We start from the raw sequence: 16,126 nt of genomic DNA, 5'->3' as shown, positions 1-16,126 counted from the left end.
GTCGCTCAGCGGTCGCCGAGCCGGATAATCTCGTGGAACTCCTCACGTCGGCCAGGCTCGTCGGCAGCGACGATCAGCGCCAGTTGCTGCTCGTCGAAAATCTTGAACCACTCGTCCCATTCGACCAGCTCGTAGCCGCCGGCGTTGGGAGGCCGCTCCGGGCTGTCGTCGTCCTCATAGGCGTTCTGGCCAAAAACCAGGCGCAGCATGGGTTGCGTGCCGGCCTCGGGCGAAATGTCGACAATGGCCGGAAATCCGGCGCGCGCCGCCGCCCAGGAACGGATCGCATCGTGCTCGGTCAGGGTGATTGTACCGGCCATCGGCGTTCTCCTGTTTTGTGTTGAGAACGCCGGTCTCCCGGAGCTGTTCCAAGCCGTCGCTTAACCGCTTGTTTGTGCTTCCCGACTAGCATCTCCCCTTGGGTAACTTGGGGAAGTCACGGTCCGTTGGACACCGGTCTGCTCATAGCGCTGCTCAATCCGACGATAGCGCTGGCGCTCGGCGCTGCGTTCCTCGTGCTGTGGTTCTACCAGCGCCATCGTCCGTATCTGGCGGTGCTGGCGGCGAGCTACTGCCTGTCGGCGTCGGGTTTCCTGCTGCAATATTTCACGCTGCCGCTCGGCATCGTGGCGACCAAGCTGATCTCCAACATATGTTTCACGATAGCCGCCTGCTGCCTTTCCGGCGCGATCATCGCCCGCTACGGCCGGCGCGTGCCTTATTTCGGCATCGGGCTCATGGCCGGCGGCGGGCTCGCCGCCTTCGCATGGTTCATGTTCGTCGAGCCGGATCTTACCTGGCGCGTGCTCAGCATGAATTTCGGCTTCGGCGGCCTGAGCCTGCTCGTCGCCGCCGAGCTCAGGACAGTGCGCAACAATGGCCCTGAGAAAATCCTGGTCGCGCTGGCCCTGCTTTCCGCGCTGAATTTCACCGCCCGTACCCTGATCGTCGTCATCGCGCATGGACCGTTCCCAAGCTATGACGGCTTCTACGGCTCGTCCTACTGGACGACGGCGCTGCTCTCGCACGCGCTTTTGTCGCTTCTGATCGCGCTCTGCCTGTTCACGGCGGCCGCCCTCGACGTGCTGAAGGCACTGAAGGCCGAGACGCACACCGACCCGTTGTCCGGTCTTCTCAACCGCCGCGGCTTCGAAGACCGGGCAGCACTGCTGCTCGATCAATGCGCCAAGGCCGGGTTTCCCGTCGCGCTGGTGCTTGCCGACCTCGATCACTTCAAGGCGCTCAATGACCAGCACGGACATGAGGCGGGCGACCGAGTGATTGCCGACTTCGCTGCCAAGCTGCGCTTTGCCACGGGCGCGCGCGGGGCTGCGGGCCGCATCGGCGGCGAAGAGTTCGCCGTGCTCCTGCCGCTCAGCGATCTCGCCGCGGCGCGCCTTTTCGCCGAAGCGATCCGCACTTTCTATTCGGCCGGGGCCGTCGACGGCCTGCCGCCCGGCACCAGGGTGACAGCGAGCTTCGGCGTTGCGGCCCGCAGCGGCGCGGAAGGGCTGGCGCCGCTGATGCGGCGCGCCGACGAGGCGCTCTACAAGGCCAAGAGGAATGGCCGCGACAGCGTCCGCCTTTCCTACGAGCGCCCCGAAACCGCCTTCGTGCCCGAAGCGGTGAGCGTCGGCTGAAAATCGCAGGCTCCAGAGCACCTGACAACAGCCAACATCACTGCCCGAAGGCGACGGACGTTAACGTGTTTTTCGCCCGTCGATGGTTTTCTGCCCGGGGGGCTTCGAAGGGAACATGGGCAGCGCTGATTTCATCCTGGTGATCAATCTGCTCGTCGCCGGGCTGTTGGCCGCGGCCTTCGCGGCGATCGCCGTCCACGACGTCGGGCGTGTGTCGGCGCGCTGGCTGGCTTTCGGCTATTTGCTCGGCATGGCCTATTTTGCCATCGAGTTCAGTATCCCCGCTTTTGCCGATGCCCGGCTGCCGGTTGTCATGGCCTTCGCTGTCTTCCTCGGCGCAACCATCGCTTTCAACGGCGGGCTTGCCCACAAATATGGCGTGACGCCGCCCTGGGCGCCGATGCTGGTCTTCCTGGCCGTGGCCTCGGCCGCCGTCTATCTGGTGCAGGACCTGCCGCGATACTCGCTCACCCGCATGTTGGCCTATCAGCTTCCTTATGCGGCCATGCAGTGCACCGCGCTTGGCATCGTGCTGTCCTCCAGGCAGCGGCTCGAGCGGCTCGATCACCTCCTGATGCTCGTGCTCGCGGCAAGCGCCCTGCAGTTCGCATCAAAGCCTTTCATCGCCGGCGCGCTGGGCGGCTGGGGCGCCAATCCGCAATCCTATGTGCAGACGGGTTATGCACTGGTGTCGCAGTCGCTTGGCACCGTGTTCGGTCTGGCGCTGGCGCTGCTCGCGCTCGCCATCCTGGTGCGCGACGTGCTGGCCGAGGCGATGTCGAAATCGGAGACGGACACGCTGTCGCGGCTCCTCAACCGCGGCGGTTTCGAACGCCATGCCGAGTTGGCGTTGCGCGATGCGGTGCGCCGGGGCGTACCGGTGGCGCTGGTCATTGCCGACCTCGATCACTTCAAGAGGATCAACGACAGCTACGGGCATGCCTGCGGCGATCGTGTCATCGAGACCTTCGCAGGCCTGCTGCGCGAGGCGGCGGCCGAGCATCACGTCGCCGGCCGCATCGGCGGCGAGGAATTCGCCATCCTGCCCGGTACCAACCTTGCTGCCGCGCGATTGTTCGCGGAAGGCGCGCGCAGCGCGTTTGGCGGGCTGCCGATCGAAGGCCTGCCCGCCGATCATCGCTGCAGCGCGAGCTTCGGCGTCGCCGAGCTTGCCACGGATGAGGATTTTCCAGATCTGCTGCGGCGCGCCGACGAAGCGCTTTACGCGGCCAAGAATGCCGGCCGCGACTGCGTGCGCGTCTCGCTCGGGACCGCGCGCCGGCAGTTCCCGGCGGTCAGCGGCAGGGGCTGAGGTTGGGCATCTCGCCGTCGGAGAGGCCGTACATATAGGAACGGCCCTTGATGAAGACCGGCGGCTGGTAGCAGCCCGGGGCGCCGGCAGCGTCGGAATCGTAGATGACATCTGGCTGGCCGGCGCCGGTGAAGTTCGAGAGCTGCTTGGCGTGCCGGCCCTCGCCGACGATGATGCGCTTGTAGCCGGCGGCGCTGTCGATGACGAGATTGCCGAAGGAATCGGCATAGACGCGGTCATGATGGCGCAGGCCGGCTTCGGCCGGCACAGCAACGGCGGTGGCAAGTGCAGCCAGCGTCGCGACCGCCAGGCCTGCCCGCACTGAATTCGAACGCATGTCGCTCTCCCTTGGACGGTGCGACCCTCGGGATCGCCCTGCAAACGTCGTGCGAATCGGAAATTAACCCTTTCTTAACCTTTGTTAAGGGGCAGACAGGCTTCAGGAGGGAAACTTAATGAACATGGTTAATTTCGGCGCCTTGGCTCCACTCCGTCCATCGCCCCGCCCCGGCCCAGGCGAGCTTGATCTTGGCGCATTGCGTGGCTAGCGTGCCGCGCACGAAAGGGGCAGCACATGATGTTTGGCCGCGCGATTTGGGTCTCGCTCGTTGTTCCGCTGCTTCTTGCGGCTACGGCCTGCGTGCCGCAGGACGGCGTGCCGAAGGCGGCGAATACGGGATCGCCAACAGTCTCGCCCGTTCCAACCAGCCAACCCGTCGCTCCCGGGGCTGGAGCTGCCGCAACGCCCAAGCCATTGTCAACAGCTTCGCCACCCGCAACCAAAATCACCACCGACTTGACCACGCCGCGAGCCGGCGTCGGAACGGCCACCTACAGATGCGGCAATGGCGGCATGATCACCATCCAAAATCTCGGCTCTTCGCTGCGTGTGCTCGGGCCGGATGGCTCGGCCGAAGTGTTTCCAGCGTCGCCCGCCAATCAAACCAGCCGCTACCAGGAAGCGGCGACGCATGACGCAATCGTGATCGACGGTCGCGAGGCGCTGGTGATGAAGAAGGGGTCCACGCCGCAGAGCTGCAAAAGATAACGGATCTTATTGCACTGCAGCGACGTTGCGCCGGCTGCAGATCGGCCGCTAATCGATTGAAGCTGAATTTCCCCGTTTTGTCAGACTAAATGACGTTTTCAAAACGATTTTCCGGCTTTGACGCGGTGCAAAAAGCGCATTAGAAACCCGCTATCCGAGGCCCTATGTTGTGCGGCAAAAGCCGCATCCTTCGCGGCTCAGGAACGCCGATCTGGGGGAGCCATGAGCAAATCACCAGCCACCCGCGCAATTGCCAGACGTGAACGGCCGCTTTCGCCGCACCTGACGATTTACAGGCCCCCGATCACGATGACGATGTCGATCGTCCATCGCATCACCGGCGGCGCGCTTTATTTCGGCACGCTCCTGGTGGCGGCCTGGTTGATCGCTGCGTCGAGTTCGCAGGCTGCGTTCGACTGGGTCAACTGGGCCTTCGGCTCCTGGCTCGGCCGGCTGGTCCTGTTCGGCTACACCTGGGCGCTGATGCACCACATGCTGGGCGGGTTGCGCCATCTCGTCTGGGACACCGGCGCCGGGCTCGAAAAACACACCGCCTCGAGGATCGCATGGGCAACGCTCGCCGGCTCGATCGTGCTGACGCTGCTGATCTGGATCGCGGGCTACATGGCGCGGGGGGCACTCTGATGACCGCAAAGAATTCGGACATGCGCACGCCGCTCGGGAGGGTTCGCGGCCTTGGTTCGGCGCGTGAGGGTACCGGCCATTTCTGGCGCCAGCGGCTGACGGCGGTGGCCAATATCCCGCTCATCCTGTTCTTCGTCGGCTTCCTGATCGCCCTCAACGGCCACGGCTATGCTGAAGTGCGGGCGTCGCTCGCGAACCCCTTCGTGGCGCTGGTGCTGTCGTTGGTGCTGATTTCCGCGCTCTACCACATGCGGATCGGCATGCAGGTCATCATCGAGGACTATGTGCATGGCGAGGGCATGAAGCTGGCGCTGATCGCCCTCAACACATTCTTCTCAATAGCAGTCGGCGTCGCCTCACTCTTCGCTCTGCTCAAACTCGCATTCGGAGGCTGACGTCTTGGCCAACGCAAACACAGCCAGCACGGCTTCGGCCTACACCTTTGTCGATCACAAATTCGATGTGGTGATCGTCGGCGCCGGCGGTGCCGGGTTGCGCGCCACGCTCGGCATGGCCGAGCAGGGGCTGCGCACCGCCTGCATCACCAAGGTGTTCCCGACGCGCTCGCACACGGTCGCGGCGCAAGGCGGCATCGCCGCCTCGCTCTCCAACATGGGCCCCGATTCCTGGCAATGGCACATGTACGACACCGTCAAGGGCTCAGACTGGCTGGGCGACGTCGACGCCATGGAATACATGGTGCGCGAGGCGCCGGCCGCCGTCTATGAGCTCGAGCATTACGGCGTGCCATTCTCGCGCACCGAAGAGGGCAAGATCTATCAGCGGCCGTTCGGCGGCCACATGATGAATTATGGCGACGGCCCGCCGGTTCAGCGCACCTGCGCCGCCGCCGACCGCACCGGGCACGCCATCCTGCATACGCTCTACGGCCAGTCGCTGAAGAACAACGCGCAGTTCTTCATCGAGTATTTCGCGCTCGACCTGATCATGGAGCCGGACGGCACATGCACCGGCGTGGTGGCGTGGAACCTCGACGACGGCACCATCCACCGCTTCTCGGCAAAGATGGTGGTGCTGGCGACCGGCGGCTATGGCCGCGCCTATTTCTCCGCCACCTCGGCGCATACCTGCACCGGCGACGGCGGCGGCATGGCCGCGCGGGCCGGGCTGCCGCTGCAGGACATGGAGTTCGTGCAGTTCCATCCGACCGGCATCTACGGCGCCGGCTGCCTGATCACCGAAGGCGCGCGCGGCGAGGGCGGCTATCTTGTCAATTCCGAGGGTGAGCGCTTCATGGAGCGCTACGCGCCGTCGGCCAAGGACCTCGCCTCGCGCGACGTGGTCTCGCGCTGCATGACGCTGGAGATCCGCGAGGGCCGCGGCGTCGGCAAGAACAAGGACTACATCTTCCTGCATCTCGACCATCTCGATCCGGCGGTGCTGCACGAGCGGCTGCCGGGCATCTCCGAATCGGCCAAGATCTTCGCCGGCGTCGACCTGACCAAGGAGCCGATCCCGGTGCTGCCGACGGTTCACTACAATATGGGCGGCGTGCCGACCAATTATTGGGGCGAGGCGCTCAACCCGAGCTTCGACAACCCCGACCGCGTGTCGCCCGGCCTGATGGCGGTGGGCGAGGCCGGCTGCGCCTCCGTGCATGGCGCCAACCGGCTCGGCTCCAACTCGCTGATCGATCTGGTCGTGTTCGGCCGAGCGGCCGCAATCCGCGCCGGCCAGGTGATCGATCGCAAGTCGGCGATTGCGTCGCCCAATCAGGAATCGGTCGACAAGATCATGGACCGCTTCGACAAGCTGCGCCACGCCAGCGGCTCGACCCCGACCGCTGCGCTGCGCGAAAAGATGCAGCGGGCGATGCAGGAAGACGCGGCGGTGTTCCGCACGCAGGAATCGCTGGAAAATGGCTGCCAGCGCGTTTCTCAAATCTGGAGCGAGCTCAAGGACGTCAAGGTCTTCGACCGCTCGATGGTCTGGAACTCGGACCTGGTCGAGACGCTGGAGCTCGAAAACCTGATGGTCAATGCCATCGCCACGGTCTACGGCGCCGAGGCGCGCAAGGAGAGCCGCGGCGCGCATGCGCGAGAGGATTTCTCGGCGCGCGACGACGCCAACTGGCGCAAGCACACGCTGGCCCACGTCGGCGAGGACGGCAAGGTGACGCTTTCCTACCGCCCGGTGCACACCGACCCGCTGCTGGCGGAAAAGGACGGCGGCATCAGCCTGGCCAAGATCGCGCCAAAGGCCAGGGTCTACTGACATGGCATTGGCGGCCGCGGGATATTCCGGCACGCCCCTTGCGGCCAAGCTCGGCCTGAAGGACGGCATGGTCGCCGCCTTCATCGCGCTGCCGCCCGAGCTCGACGAGTTGGCTGGAGCCGTCGGGTTTGCCGAGGTCGATCGGCTGCCCTACTGGTCGGCGATCTCGGGCAACCGGAAATACGATGCCGTGCACGCTTTCACCCGGCAGCGCGCCGAGATCGAGGACGGCCTGGCCGGCATCGAGACGGCGATCAAGCGCGACGGCATGGTCTGGGTCTCCTGGCCGAAGAAGGCTTCGAATGTGCCGACCGACGTCACCGAGGACGTCATCCGCGCCGAGGCGCTCAAGCGCGACCTTGTCGACGTCAAGGTCGCGGCCGTCAACGATATCTGGTCCGGGCTGAAGCTCGTCATCCGAAAGGACCGCAGGTAATGGTCGAACTCACGCTACCCAAGAATTCGAAAGTCCAGCAGGGCAAGACCTGGCCGAAGCCGGAGGGCGCCACCAATCTGCGCGAATACCGCATCTACCGCTGGTCGCCGGACGACGACGAGAATCCGCGCATGGACACTTATTTCGTCGACATGGACGATTGCGGCCCGATGGTGCTCGACGCGCTGCTGTGGATCAAGAACAAGATCGACCCGACGCTGACGCTGCGCCGCTCCTGCCGCGAAGGCATTTGCGGGTCCTGCGCCATGAACATCGACGGCTCGAACACGCTCGCCTGCACCAAGGGCGCCGACGACATTTCCGGCGCGGTGAAGATCTATCCGCTGCCGCATATGCCGGTGATCAAGGACCTCGTGCCCGACCTCACCAACTTCTATGCCCAGCATGCCTCGATCGAGCCATGGCTGAAGACGGTCTCGCCGACGCCCGCCAAGGAATGGCTGCAAAGCCATGAAGACCGCGAGAAGCTCGATGGGCTCTATGAGTGCATCCTGTGCGCCTGCTGCTCGACCTCGTGCCCAAGCTACTGGTGGAACGGCGAGCGCTATCTCGGCCCGGCAACGCTGCTGCAGGCCTATCGCTGGCTGATCGATTCCCGCGATGAGGCGACCGGCGAGCGGCTCGACAATCTCGAGGATCCGTTCCGGCTCTATCGCTGTCACACCATCATGAACTGCGCGCAAACTTGCCCGAAGGGGCTCAATCCGGCGAAGGCGATCGCGGAGATCAAGAAGATGATGGTGGAGCGGCGCGTCTAGAGTTTAGCGGCTCAAGTTCGTACGCAGCGATTCTTCGCGCCACCCTCTGGCCTGCCGGCCATCTCCCTCACGGGTGGGGAGATTGGCTGTCATCGCGGCTTTCGCCAATCGCCAACGTTGAAGGATGAGCGCCGTCGGCGAAGCTGCTGATCTCCCCCCAAGTGGGGGAGATGTCCGGCAGGACAGAGGGGGGCGCTGTCCCGCCGACGTTCCGAAGGTTCTGCCTTGTCGCGGCGATCCGATTTCTGTCAAAATCGGTACCCGGAGAACCGACCTTATCGAAAAGCCAAACCCAATGACCGATCTCCCCGTCCTCTCTTCCGTCGAAGCCCGCGTGCTCGGCTCGCTGATCGAGAAGAAGGAGCTGACGCCGGACGTCTATCCGCTGACGCTGAACGGTGCGCATGCCGCGGCCAACCAGAAGACGGCGCGCGAGCCGGTGATGGCGCTGGAGCTGACCGACGTTAGGCGCGCGCTCAGCTCGCTCGAACAGAAGGGTCTGGTGCGCCAGGCTTTTGCTTCGCGGGTCGAGCGCTACGAACATCTGATGGCGCAGCGCTTTTCGCTGACCACGCCGCAGATCGCGATCGTCGGTCTGCTGCTCCTGCGCGGCGCGCAGACGGCGCATGAGCTGCTCGCCCGTTCCGAGCGCATGGCGCGCTTCGGGTCGATCGAAGAGCTTCGCGACAATCTCGACCTGATGATCGGCCGCCGTCCGCCGCTCATTCTGCTGCTCGAACGTGCGCCCGGGCAGCGCGAGGAGCGCTATGTGCATCTGCTCAGCGGTCCGGTGGAAGTATCAGCGGCGGCAGCGCCATGGCAACCGCCGGCGTCCTCCGACGCTTCCGATCTCGAAGCGCGGGTGCGGGCGCTCGAGGAAGAGGTCGGCGCGTTGCGTGCCAAAATCGAGGCGCTGGGCGGCTAGCGTGAGATGATGGCGGGACAGCGCCCCCCTCTGTCCTGCCGGACATCTCCCCCACGAGGGGGGAGATTGGCAGTTCCAGCGCCTCGCCCGCGGCGTCGGTGATTGGCGAAAGCCGGCGCGAATATCCGATCTTCCCCCTCGTGGGGGAGATGTCCGGCAGGGCAGAGAGGGGCGCGACTGATCCCTGCCCCGCGCAGTCTACGTCAGCCCAGCCTGGCGTCGATCGAGACCTTGATGGCGCCGAGCGCCTTTGAGACCGGGCACTCGGCCTTGGCCTTCTCGGCCAGTTCCTGGAACTTTGCCGCATCGATGCCCGGGACCTTGCCGACCAGGGTGATGGCGCTGCCGGTTATGCCGGTGCCGGGCACCAGTGTCACAACAGCCTTGGAGTCGAGCGCGGTGGCCGGGGTGCCGTTCTCGGCGAGGAAATGCGACAGCTGCATGGCGTAGCATCCGGCATGGGCGGCGGCGATCAGCTCTTCCGGATTGGTGCCGGATTTGCCGCTCTCATCCTCGAAGCGCGCCTTGAAGGAATAGGGTATGCCCTTCAGAGTCCCGCTCTGCGTTTCCAGCGTGCCCTTGCCCTCTTTCAGATTGCCTTTCCAGACGGCGTTTGCGGTGCGGTCCATGAAGTCCTCCTGGCTTGTCGGGGTTCGCGCCGGCGGGCGCCGGCGTTCCGCTGAACTATAGCGCGAGCGCGCCGGAAGACCATGGCGCGATTGTGCCTGCGAAGTCGACGCCCGCGAAAAAAATCTCAAAAAAAGCGCGTGCAGAATGTCGACTTCCCGGCGGCCGGACCATCCTGGGGGCGGCCACGAAGTTCGGGGCCGAAGGAGGTTGAAGATGGACAATCTGTTTTTCGCACTTTGGAGGCGCCCCGGCGGAAGGGTGCAGCGACCGGAAGAGTTCTGGCTGGATCCCCCGGCCTTCGGCCTCGGCCGGCTGGCGGCGGCCGTGGCCATAATCGGGATTGCGGCATGCCTGCTCGATCATGCGGCGGCCAGAAGCAAGGCTGACAGCATCGCGGTCGCCTCCTATGGTTCATCGCAGGAAGGGAACTGACAATGAAATATGTCCTGCTGGTCTACGGCGAGGAAAAGGACCTCTTCGCGCTCACGCCGGAACGATCCGCCAAGCTCGACGCCGATTCGCTCGCCTATGACAGGGAACTCGATCGACAAGGCAAGCTGATCATCGCGCAGGCGCTGCAGCCGGTGAAGATGTCGAAGTCGCTCAGGCGTCGCAAGGGCAAGCGGCTGGTTACCGACGGGCCGTTCGCCGAGACGAAAGAACAGCTGCTCGGCTTCGTCATGATCGAGGCCGCGGATCTCGACGAGGCGATGGCGATCGCAGACGGCATTCCGCTGGCCGAGCTCGGCACCGTCGAGGTCAGGGCTGTCTACGACATACCGGGGTCATGACCCGGAGCTATTAGCGGTTTGTTCATCGCCGCAATTGTCGCGAGTTGAAGCGATGCTGTACTTCTTCTATCGTTGCCGCAGTTTCGGGGGAATTCGGCATGCCTTTTCTGCTCGCTATGCTTGGCCTGCTCGGCGTGGCGGCCATCTGGTGGTACCGGCTGAAGGCGATGAACGAGGCGGCCAGCGAGGTCGCCGACGTTATCGGCCGCGTGCAGGGCAATATCCGCCGCAAGAAGCTGCGCAAACAGGCGGCACTTTCGCCGCTGACGGCGATCGACGATCCGGTCGTGGCCGCCGCGACGCTGATCACCGCGATCGTTTCGGAACATGGCCCGATCCTGCCGCAGCGCGAAGCCGTCATCCGTGAGGTGATCGCGCAGATTGCCGACAACCCTAAGAAAACCGACGAGGCCGTTGTCTACGCCAAATGGGCGGCCGCGCAGGTCGACGACACCACGATCGTCATCGACAAGCTGGCGCCGTTCCTGCGCGAGCGCCTCGAGCCGCACGAACGGGACGATCTGCTCAGCATGCTGAACCGGGTGGCACAGGGCGGCGAGCAACGCCTGCGGATCGCCGACCAGCGGATGGTGAGGCTGCGGCAGAAGCTGGGTTTTGAGGTCAATTAAGCTGAAGCAGTGGCGGCCGGATCGCCTACCTTCGTGATTGGCCGAAACGCCTCTCGCATCCTCATTCTATGGCGGAGCAAGGAGCGAAGCGGCGCGGCGCAGACCATAGAATCCATTCCGTTACCTATAAGCGTTGCAGCGGTGCAGAATTCTGCTCGGCGGCATTCTTCGACCAAGGTCACGGCATGGATCCTCGGGTCTTCGCGTCCGCTTCGCTCCCGCTCCCGCCGTGGATGACGACGTCGCGTAGGCACCGGCCAATTGCTAGGCGCTAGATCGCTTCGCCCTTCAATAGCCGCGGCATGTCGCCTGACAGGCCAGACGCCTGACGGATGAAGAAGTCCTTGAGCTTCGGCATGCGCTCGACGATACCGAGGCCGAGGTCGCGCACGGCGCGCAGCGGGCCGATGTCGTTGGAAAACAGGCGGTTCAGCACGTCGGTGGTGACGCCCATCTGCAGCGTGTCGAAGCGGCGCCATTGCTGGTAGCGCTCGAGCACGTCGAGCGCGCCGATGTCCTGGCCGAGCCGGTCGGCCTCGACCACCACTTCGGCAAGTGCTGCGACATCCTTGAAGCCGAGATTGAGGCCCTGACCGGCGATCGGATGAATGCCGTGCGCCGCATCGCCGGCGAGCGCGATGCGCGGTGCGACGAAGGCGCGCGCAAGGATCAGACCGAGCGGCCAGGCGCGCGGCTTGTCGGCGACTCGTATCTCGCCGAGCTTCAGCCCAAAGCGCTGCTCCAGCTCATGCTCGAAGACGAACTCGTCGCCCTCGACCAGCTTCTGCGCGTCTTCCGTGCGCTCAACCCAGACGATCGAGGAGCGATTGGTGCCGTCCTCCTCAGGCTTCAGCGGCAAGGTGGCGAAGGGGCCGGCGGGCAAAAAATGTTCCTCGGCGCGGCCATTGTGCGGGCGCTCATGCGCGACCGTGCAGACGATGCCGGACTGGCCGTATTCCCATTTTACCGTCCTGATGCCGGCCATGTCGCGCAGCTTCGAATTGACGCCGTCAGCGGCGACGAGCAGGCAGGCCTTAAGCGCGGCGCCGTCGGCCAGATGCACGGTGATGCCGGCGCCGTTCGTGTCGAAGGCGCTGACGGCCATGCCTTCGATGACGTCGATGCCGAGTTTTTCGGCGCGCCGGCGCAGCGCGCCGTTGAGAACCCGGTTGGCCACCATATGGGCGAAGGGTTCGCCGGGCGCCACCTCGCCGTCGAAGGTCAAAAACACCGGCCGCACCGGATCGGCGGCGCGCGAATCGGTGATGATCATCTCGGTGATCGCCTGCGCCTCGGGCGCGATCTCGTCCCAGACGCCGAGCTGCTCCAGCATGCGGCAGGCTGCGGCGGCGATCGCCGAGGCGCGGCCGTCCTTCTGCCAGACGCCGGCAGGTGCCGCATCGACAATGGCGACGGCAAGGCTCGGTCGCGCCTGCTTCAGCGACACGGCCGCGGCAAGGCCGACATAGCCGGCGCCCGCCACCAGCACGTCCACCGAGGTTTTGTCCGCTGCATCCGCCTTGCGGTCGACCATGGCACTTTCCTTTCGCGACCTACGGCCACCGCGGCGGCCGTTGCAGCTTGACTGCCCGGCTCTCCTGTCCGAAACCCGCCATGACACATCTTCAAGGGACGTGGAACATGACGGCGGCCATGGACGAGCTTCTCGACATTCTCGACCTCGAGCAGCTCGAACACAACCTGTATCGTGGTCGCAGCCCCAAGCTCGACTGGCAGCGCGTGTTCGGCGGCCAGACGATCGCTCAGGCGCTGGTCGCCGCCCAGCGCACTGTCGAGCCCGGGCGACATGTGCATTCGCTGCACGGCTATTTCATGCGGCCCGGCGACACCAAGGTTCCGATCGTCTATGAGGTCGACCGCATCCGCGACGGCGGCTCTTTCACCACGCGCCGGGTGGTGGCGATCCAGCATGGGCAGGCGATCTTCTCGCTGGAAGCCTCGTTCCAGCAGGACGAGGTCGGGCTGGAGCATCAGCTGCCGATGCCGCGCAACGTGCCGGCGCCCGACACGCTTCTGTCGCAGCGCGAGCTGCTCGGCAAGTTCGGCGAGGCGGTGCCGGAAGGCATCAAGCGCTACTGGGAGCGCGACCGGCCGATCGAGATGAAGCCGGTAATGCTCAAGCACTATACCAGCCGCGAGAAGCTGGAGCCGGAGCAGAATATCTGGATCCGCACCACGGGCCCGGTGCCGGAAGACCGCGCCACGCAGGCGGCGGTGCTTGCCTATCTCTCCGACATGACGCTGCTCGACACCTCGACCTTCGCGCATGGCCGCGCCATCTTCGATCGCGACATCCAGGCGGCCAGCCTCGACCATGCCATGTGGTTCCACCGCAGTCATTCGCTGGACGACTGGATCCTCTACACGCAGGACAGCCCCTCCACGCAAGGCTCGCGCGGTTTCACCCGCGGATCGCTGTTCGCGCGCGACGGAACGCTGATCGCCTCGGTCGCGCAGGAAGGCCTCATCCGGCTGAAACGCTGAGGCAAGCCTAGAAAGCAGGCATTTTCCAAATTTTGCCCATTTTTTAATCATGAGCCATTGCGGCACTGCGCCCGTTTGTTGAGCAAGCGCTGCTGATCACCTTTGTTTACAACAGGTTAATGTCCTGCTTCGGCAATTGGCACGGAGCTTGAATCCTGTCCTGCACTCTCCGGCTCTCCTCGGGATCGGTGAAGGTGTGCAAACGCGGGGGACCGCAACAGCAAAGGGTGAAACCTTATGAAAATCGTGATGGCAATCATCAAGCCGTTCAAGCTCGACGAGGTGCGCGAAGCGCTCACCGCCGTCGGCATCCAGGGCCTGACCGTCACCGAAGTCAAAGGCTACGGGCGTCAGAAGGGACATACGGAAATCTATCGCGGCGCCGAATACGCGGTCAGCTTCCTGCCCAAAATCAAGATCGAGGTCGCCGTCGGCGCCGACATGGTCGACAAGGCCGTCGAAGCCATCAGCTCCGCCGCCAAGACCGGCCAGATCGGCGACGGCAAGATCTTCGTCTTCGGCATCGACCAGGCGGTGCGCATCCGCACCGGCGAAACAGACACCGACGCGCTCTGAGCGGCGACCAGCTATTCCAACGGAGAGTTCAATGAATATTCCTTCCCCCTTGAAGACGACGGGACGCGCGGCCGCTGCGCTCGCTCTCGTAGCGTTCAGCACCGCCGCCGCTTTCGCGCAGGAGGCCGCTCCGGCAGCCACGGCCGCAGCGCCGGCCGCCCCGGCGCCCGCGCTCGACACTGGCAACACCGCCTGGATGCTGACCTCGACGGCGCTGGTGCTGATGATGACCATCCCGGGCCTGGCGCTGTTTTACGGCGGCATGGTGCGCAAGAAGAACGTACTCGCCACCATCATGCAGAGCTTCGCCATCACCTGCCTGGTGACGGTGCTGTGGTTCATGTTCGGCTACTCGCTGGCCTTCTCCGACGGCGGCGGCATGAACAAGTTTATCGGCGGTGCCTCGAAATTCTTCCACCACGGCATCACCACTTCCTCGCTGTGGGCGCCCGGTGTGGCGAACATCCCTGAATTCGTCTTCTCGATGTTCCAGATGACCTTCGCCATCATCACCCCGGCGCTGATCGCCGGCGCCTTCGCCGAACGCTTGAAGTTCTCGGCGCTGCTCATCTTCATGGCGCTGTGGCTGCTGGTCGTATACGCGCCGGTCGCGCACTGGGTATGGGGCGGCGGCTTCCTCGCCACCGCCGGTGTGCTCGATTTCGCCGGTGGCACCGTCGTCCATATCAATGCCGGTGTCGCGGGCCTGGTCTGCGCGCTCGTTCTCGGCAAGCGCGAGGGCTACGGCACCACCAACATGGCGCCGCACAACCTGGTCTATTCGGTGATCGGCGCCTCGCTGCTGTGGGTCGGCTGGTTCGGCTTCAACGCCGGTTCGGAACTGGCGGCCGACGGCCTCGCCGGCGCTGCGATGTTGAACACGCAGGTCGCCACCGCCGCGGCGGCGCTGGCCTGGATGTTCGCCGAATGGATCGTCGCCAAGAAGCCTTCGGTGCTCGGCATCATCTCGGGTGCTGTCGCGGGCCTTGTCGCGGTGACGCCGGCTTCCGGCTTCGTCAACCCGACCGGCGCCTTCTTCGTCGGCATCATCGCGGGCGTCGTCTGCTACCTGTCGGCGGTCAAGCTCAAGCATGCCATGGGCTATGACGACTCGCTCGACGCCTTCGGCGTCCACGGCGTCGGCGGCATCGTCGGCGCACTGCTGACCGGTGTGCTCGCCGATCCGGCGATCAACAGCCTGTCGTCGGGCGCCTCGCTCGCCAAGCAGGCATACGGCGTCGCTGTCACCATCGTATGGACGGCGGTCGCCACCTTGGTGATCCTCTACATCGTCAAGGCGCTGGTCGGCCTGCGTCCGAGCACCCAGGAAGAGGTCGAGGGTCTCGACGTCACCCAGCACGGCGAAGTCGTGCCGTAAGGGACCCTGCCAATGACCGGCGGATACTCCTCCCGCCGGTCCGGATATCAACGAAGGCCGCGGCGCGGCTTTCCCGATTTACTCCCAAGATCCCGTCGTGACGCTCTCGAAAGGGGCTCACGCCTTGAGGCCCGGAAGATCTTCCGGGCCTCCTTTTTTCTCGGATATGAGCATGGAGCGTTTCGATCACATTCACTTGATCACGAATGTGTGAAACGTCCGCCCTTCCGGTTCCGTACTGGGATTGCGACCGCCATCGTGGTGTCGCCAAATATCAGGGAAGGAACCGACCAATGAACTGCAAAAACATCTTCCTGGGAGCAATGGCTCTGTCGATGGTCAGCGGTGTTGCACTTGCTGGCGCGCTCGACTCGCCTGACAATATGGCTCCGTTCTTCACCGATTCCAGCATGAAGACCATGAAGTCCGAGGCCGATTTCAAGGCCGCCTGGGCGACGACGGCAAAAGACAAGCAGGATGCGATGATGAAGGAGTGCCAGGACGCGGCGATGAGCAAGCCGCATGCCGAATTCTGCGCCAACCTGATGCAGTACGCCGGCCATAAGTGATGTGCGGAAGATCGGGTCCTTACGGGCC

General features: G+C 64.6%; 20 protein-coding genes. 16 read left to right on the top strand and 4 right to left on the bottom strand.

The window, feature by feature from the left end:
- Positions 1-5: 5 nt before the first annotated feature.
- Positions 6-320: a hypothetical protein gene (locus EOA49_RS07285; RefSeq protein ID WP_127240842.1), complete on the bottom strand. Its 315-nt coding sequence runs from the start codon at positions 318-320 to the stop codon at positions 6-8.
- Positions 321-446: 126 nt separating this feature from the next.
- Between EOA49_RS07285 and EOA49_RS07280 the strand changes: the two genes are divergently transcribed.
- Positions 447-1,640 (top strand): GGDEF domain-containing protein, encoded by a 1,194-nt coding sequence (locus EOA49_RS07280; RefSeq protein WP_067322920.1) that lies wholly within the window; start codon positions 447-449, stop codon positions 1,638-1,640.
- Positions 1,641-1,755: 115 nt separating this feature from the next.
- The gene (locus tag EOA49_RS07275; RefSeq protein WP_127242260.1) at positions 1,756-2,952 is read left to right on the top strand and encodes a GGDEF domain-containing protein; all 1,197 of its coding nucleotides are present in this window, start codon (positions 1,756-1,758) and stop codon (positions 2,950-2,952) included.
- Here the strand turns inward: EOA49_RS07275 and EOA49_RS07270 are convergent.
- Positions 2,936-3,289, bottom strand: coding sequence for a hypothetical protein (locus EOA49_RS07270; protein WP_095799639.1), 354 nt, complete (start codon positions 3,287-3,289; stop codon positions 2,936-2,938). The two genes, EOA49_RS07275 and EOA49_RS07270, sit on opposite strands and share 17 nt — an antisense overlap.
- A 516-nt stretch (positions 3,290-3,805) precedes the next feature.
- On the opposite strand from EOA49_RS07270, the gene EOA49_RS34080 reads away from it, so the two are divergent.
- The 7 genes from EOA49_RS34080 to EOA49_RS07230 all read left to right on the top strand — a co-directional run bounded on the left by EOA49_RS34080 (position 3,806) and on the right by EOA49_RS07230 (position 9,020).
- A complete protein-coding gene (locus EOA49_RS34080) occupies positions 3,806-4,000 on the top strand; it encodes a hypothetical protein (protein ID WP_336619659.1) in 195 nt (64 codons plus the stop codon).
- A gap of 222 nt (positions 4,001-4,222) precedes the next feature.
- On the top strand, positions 4,223-4,645 hold the full coding sequence (gene sdhC, locus EOA49_RS07260) for a succinate dehydrogenase, cytochrome b556 subunit (RefSeq protein WP_127241012.1): 423 nt from the start codon (positions 4,223-4,225) through the stop codon (positions 4,643-4,645).
- Entirely contained in the window at positions 4,645-5,040 is a 396-nt protein-coding gene (sdhD, locus tag EOA49_RS07255) for a succinate dehydrogenase, hydrophobic membrane anchor protein (protein WP_095799641.1), read from the top strand. The genes sdhC and sdhD overlap by 1 nt, the downstream gene beginning before the upstream one ends.
- A 4-nt stretch (positions 5,041-5,044) precedes the next feature.
- Positions 5,045-6,880, top strand: coding sequence for a succinate dehydrogenase flavoprotein subunit (gene sdhA, locus EOA49_RS07250; protein ID WP_127241011.1), 1,836 nt, complete (start codon positions 5,045-5,047; stop codon positions 6,878-6,880).
- Between the two features lies 1 nt (position 6,881).
- A complete protein-coding gene (locus EOA49_RS07245) occupies positions 6,882-7,316 on the top strand; it encodes a DUF3052 family protein (protein ID WP_095799643.1) in 435 nt (144 codons plus the stop codon).
- On the top strand, positions 7,316-8,095 hold the full coding sequence (locus tag EOA49_RS07240) for a succinate dehydrogenase iron-sulfur subunit (protein ID WP_127214597.1): 780 nt from the start codon (positions 7,316-7,318) through the stop codon (positions 8,093-8,095). Before EOA49_RS07245 ends, EOA49_RS07240 begins: the two co-directional genes overlap by 1 nt.
- A gap of 295 nt (positions 8,096-8,390) precedes the next feature.
- A complete protein-coding gene (locus EOA49_RS07230; RefSeq protein ID WP_127241010.1) occupies positions 8,391-9,020 on the top strand; it encodes a DUF480 domain-containing protein in 630 nt (209 codons plus the stop codon).
- A gap of 203 nt (positions 9,021-9,223) precedes the next feature.
- On the opposite strand, the gene EOA49_RS07220 is transcribed toward EOA49_RS07230, so the two are convergent.
- Positions 9,224-9,649: an OsmC family protein gene (locus EOA49_RS07220; RefSeq protein WP_127241009.1), complete on the bottom strand. Its 426-nt coding sequence runs from the start codon at positions 9,647-9,649 to the stop codon at positions 9,224-9,226.
- A gap of 214 nt (positions 9,650-9,863) precedes the next feature.
- On the opposite strand from EOA49_RS07220, the gene EOA49_RS07215 reads away from it, so the two are divergent.
- The 3 genes from EOA49_RS07215 (at position 9,864) to EOA49_RS07205 (ending at position 11,070) form a co-directional block, all read left to right on the top strand.
- On the top strand, positions 9,864-10,082 hold the full coding sequence (locus EOA49_RS07215) for a hypothetical protein (protein WP_067322949.1): 219 nt from the start codon (positions 9,864-9,866) through the stop codon (positions 10,080-10,082).
- A gap of 2 nt (positions 10,083-10,084) precedes the next feature.
- On the top strand, positions 10,085-10,441 hold the full coding sequence (locus EOA49_RS07210; RefSeq protein WP_067322951.1) for a YciI family protein: 357 nt from the start codon (positions 10,085-10,087) through the stop codon (positions 10,439-10,441).
- A 98-nt stretch (positions 10,442-10,539) separates the two neighbouring features.
- A complete protein-coding gene (locus EOA49_RS07205) occupies positions 10,540-11,070 on the top strand; it encodes a hypothetical protein (RefSeq protein WP_067322954.1) in 531 nt (176 codons plus the stop codon).
- Between the two features lie 271 nt (positions 11,071-11,341).
- Here EOA49_RS07205 and EOA49_RS07200 read toward each other — a convergent pair whose 3' ends face one another.
- On the bottom strand, positions 11,342-12,604 hold the full coding sequence (locus tag EOA49_RS07200; RefSeq protein WP_127217027.1) for a ubiquinone biosynthesis hydroxylase: 1,263 nt from the start codon (positions 12,602-12,604) through the stop codon (positions 11,342-11,344).
- A gap of 107 nt (positions 12,605-12,711) precedes the next feature.
- On the opposite strand from EOA49_RS07200, the gene tesB reads away from it, so the two are divergent.
- The 4 genes from tesB to EOA49_RS07180 all read left to right on the top strand — a co-directional run bounded on the left by tesB (position 12,712) and on the right by EOA49_RS07180 (position 16,098).
- Positions 12,712-13,575, top strand: coding sequence for an acyl-CoA thioesterase II (gene tesB, locus EOA49_RS07195; RefSeq protein WP_066998363.1), 864 nt, complete (start codon positions 12,712-12,714; stop codon positions 13,573-13,575).
- Positions 13,576-13,812: 237 nt separating this feature from the next.
- Positions 13,813-14,151 carry a P-II family nitrogen regulator gene (locus EOA49_RS07190; protein ID WP_066998360.1) on the top strand — a complete coding sequence of 113 codons (339 nt, stop codon included), beginning with the start codon at positions 13,813-13,815 and terminating at the stop codon, positions 14,149-14,151.
- A gap of 196 nt (positions 14,152-14,347) precedes the next feature.
- On the top strand, positions 14,348-15,529 hold the full coding sequence (locus tag EOA49_RS07185; protein ID WP_245322420.1) for an ammonium transporter: 1,182 nt from the start codon (positions 14,348-14,350) through the stop codon (positions 15,527-15,529).
- 293 nt (positions 15,530-15,822) lie between these two features.
- Entirely contained in the window at positions 15,823-16,098 is a 276-nt protein-coding gene (locus tag EOA49_RS07180) for a hypothetical protein (RefSeq protein WP_066998346.1), read from the top strand.
- Positions 16,099-16,126 lie beyond the last annotated feature (28 nt).

The organism is Mesorhizobium sp. M1A.F.Ca.IN.020.04.1.1, from assembly GCF_003997315.1.
In the GTDB taxonomy this organism is placed as follows: domain Bacteria; phylum Pseudomonadota; class Alphaproteobacteria; order Rhizobiales; family Rhizobiaceae; genus Mesorhizobium.
The sequence above is the reverse complement of the archived record's forward strand: the minus strand, read 5'-3'. Positions and strand labels throughout refer to the sequence as shown.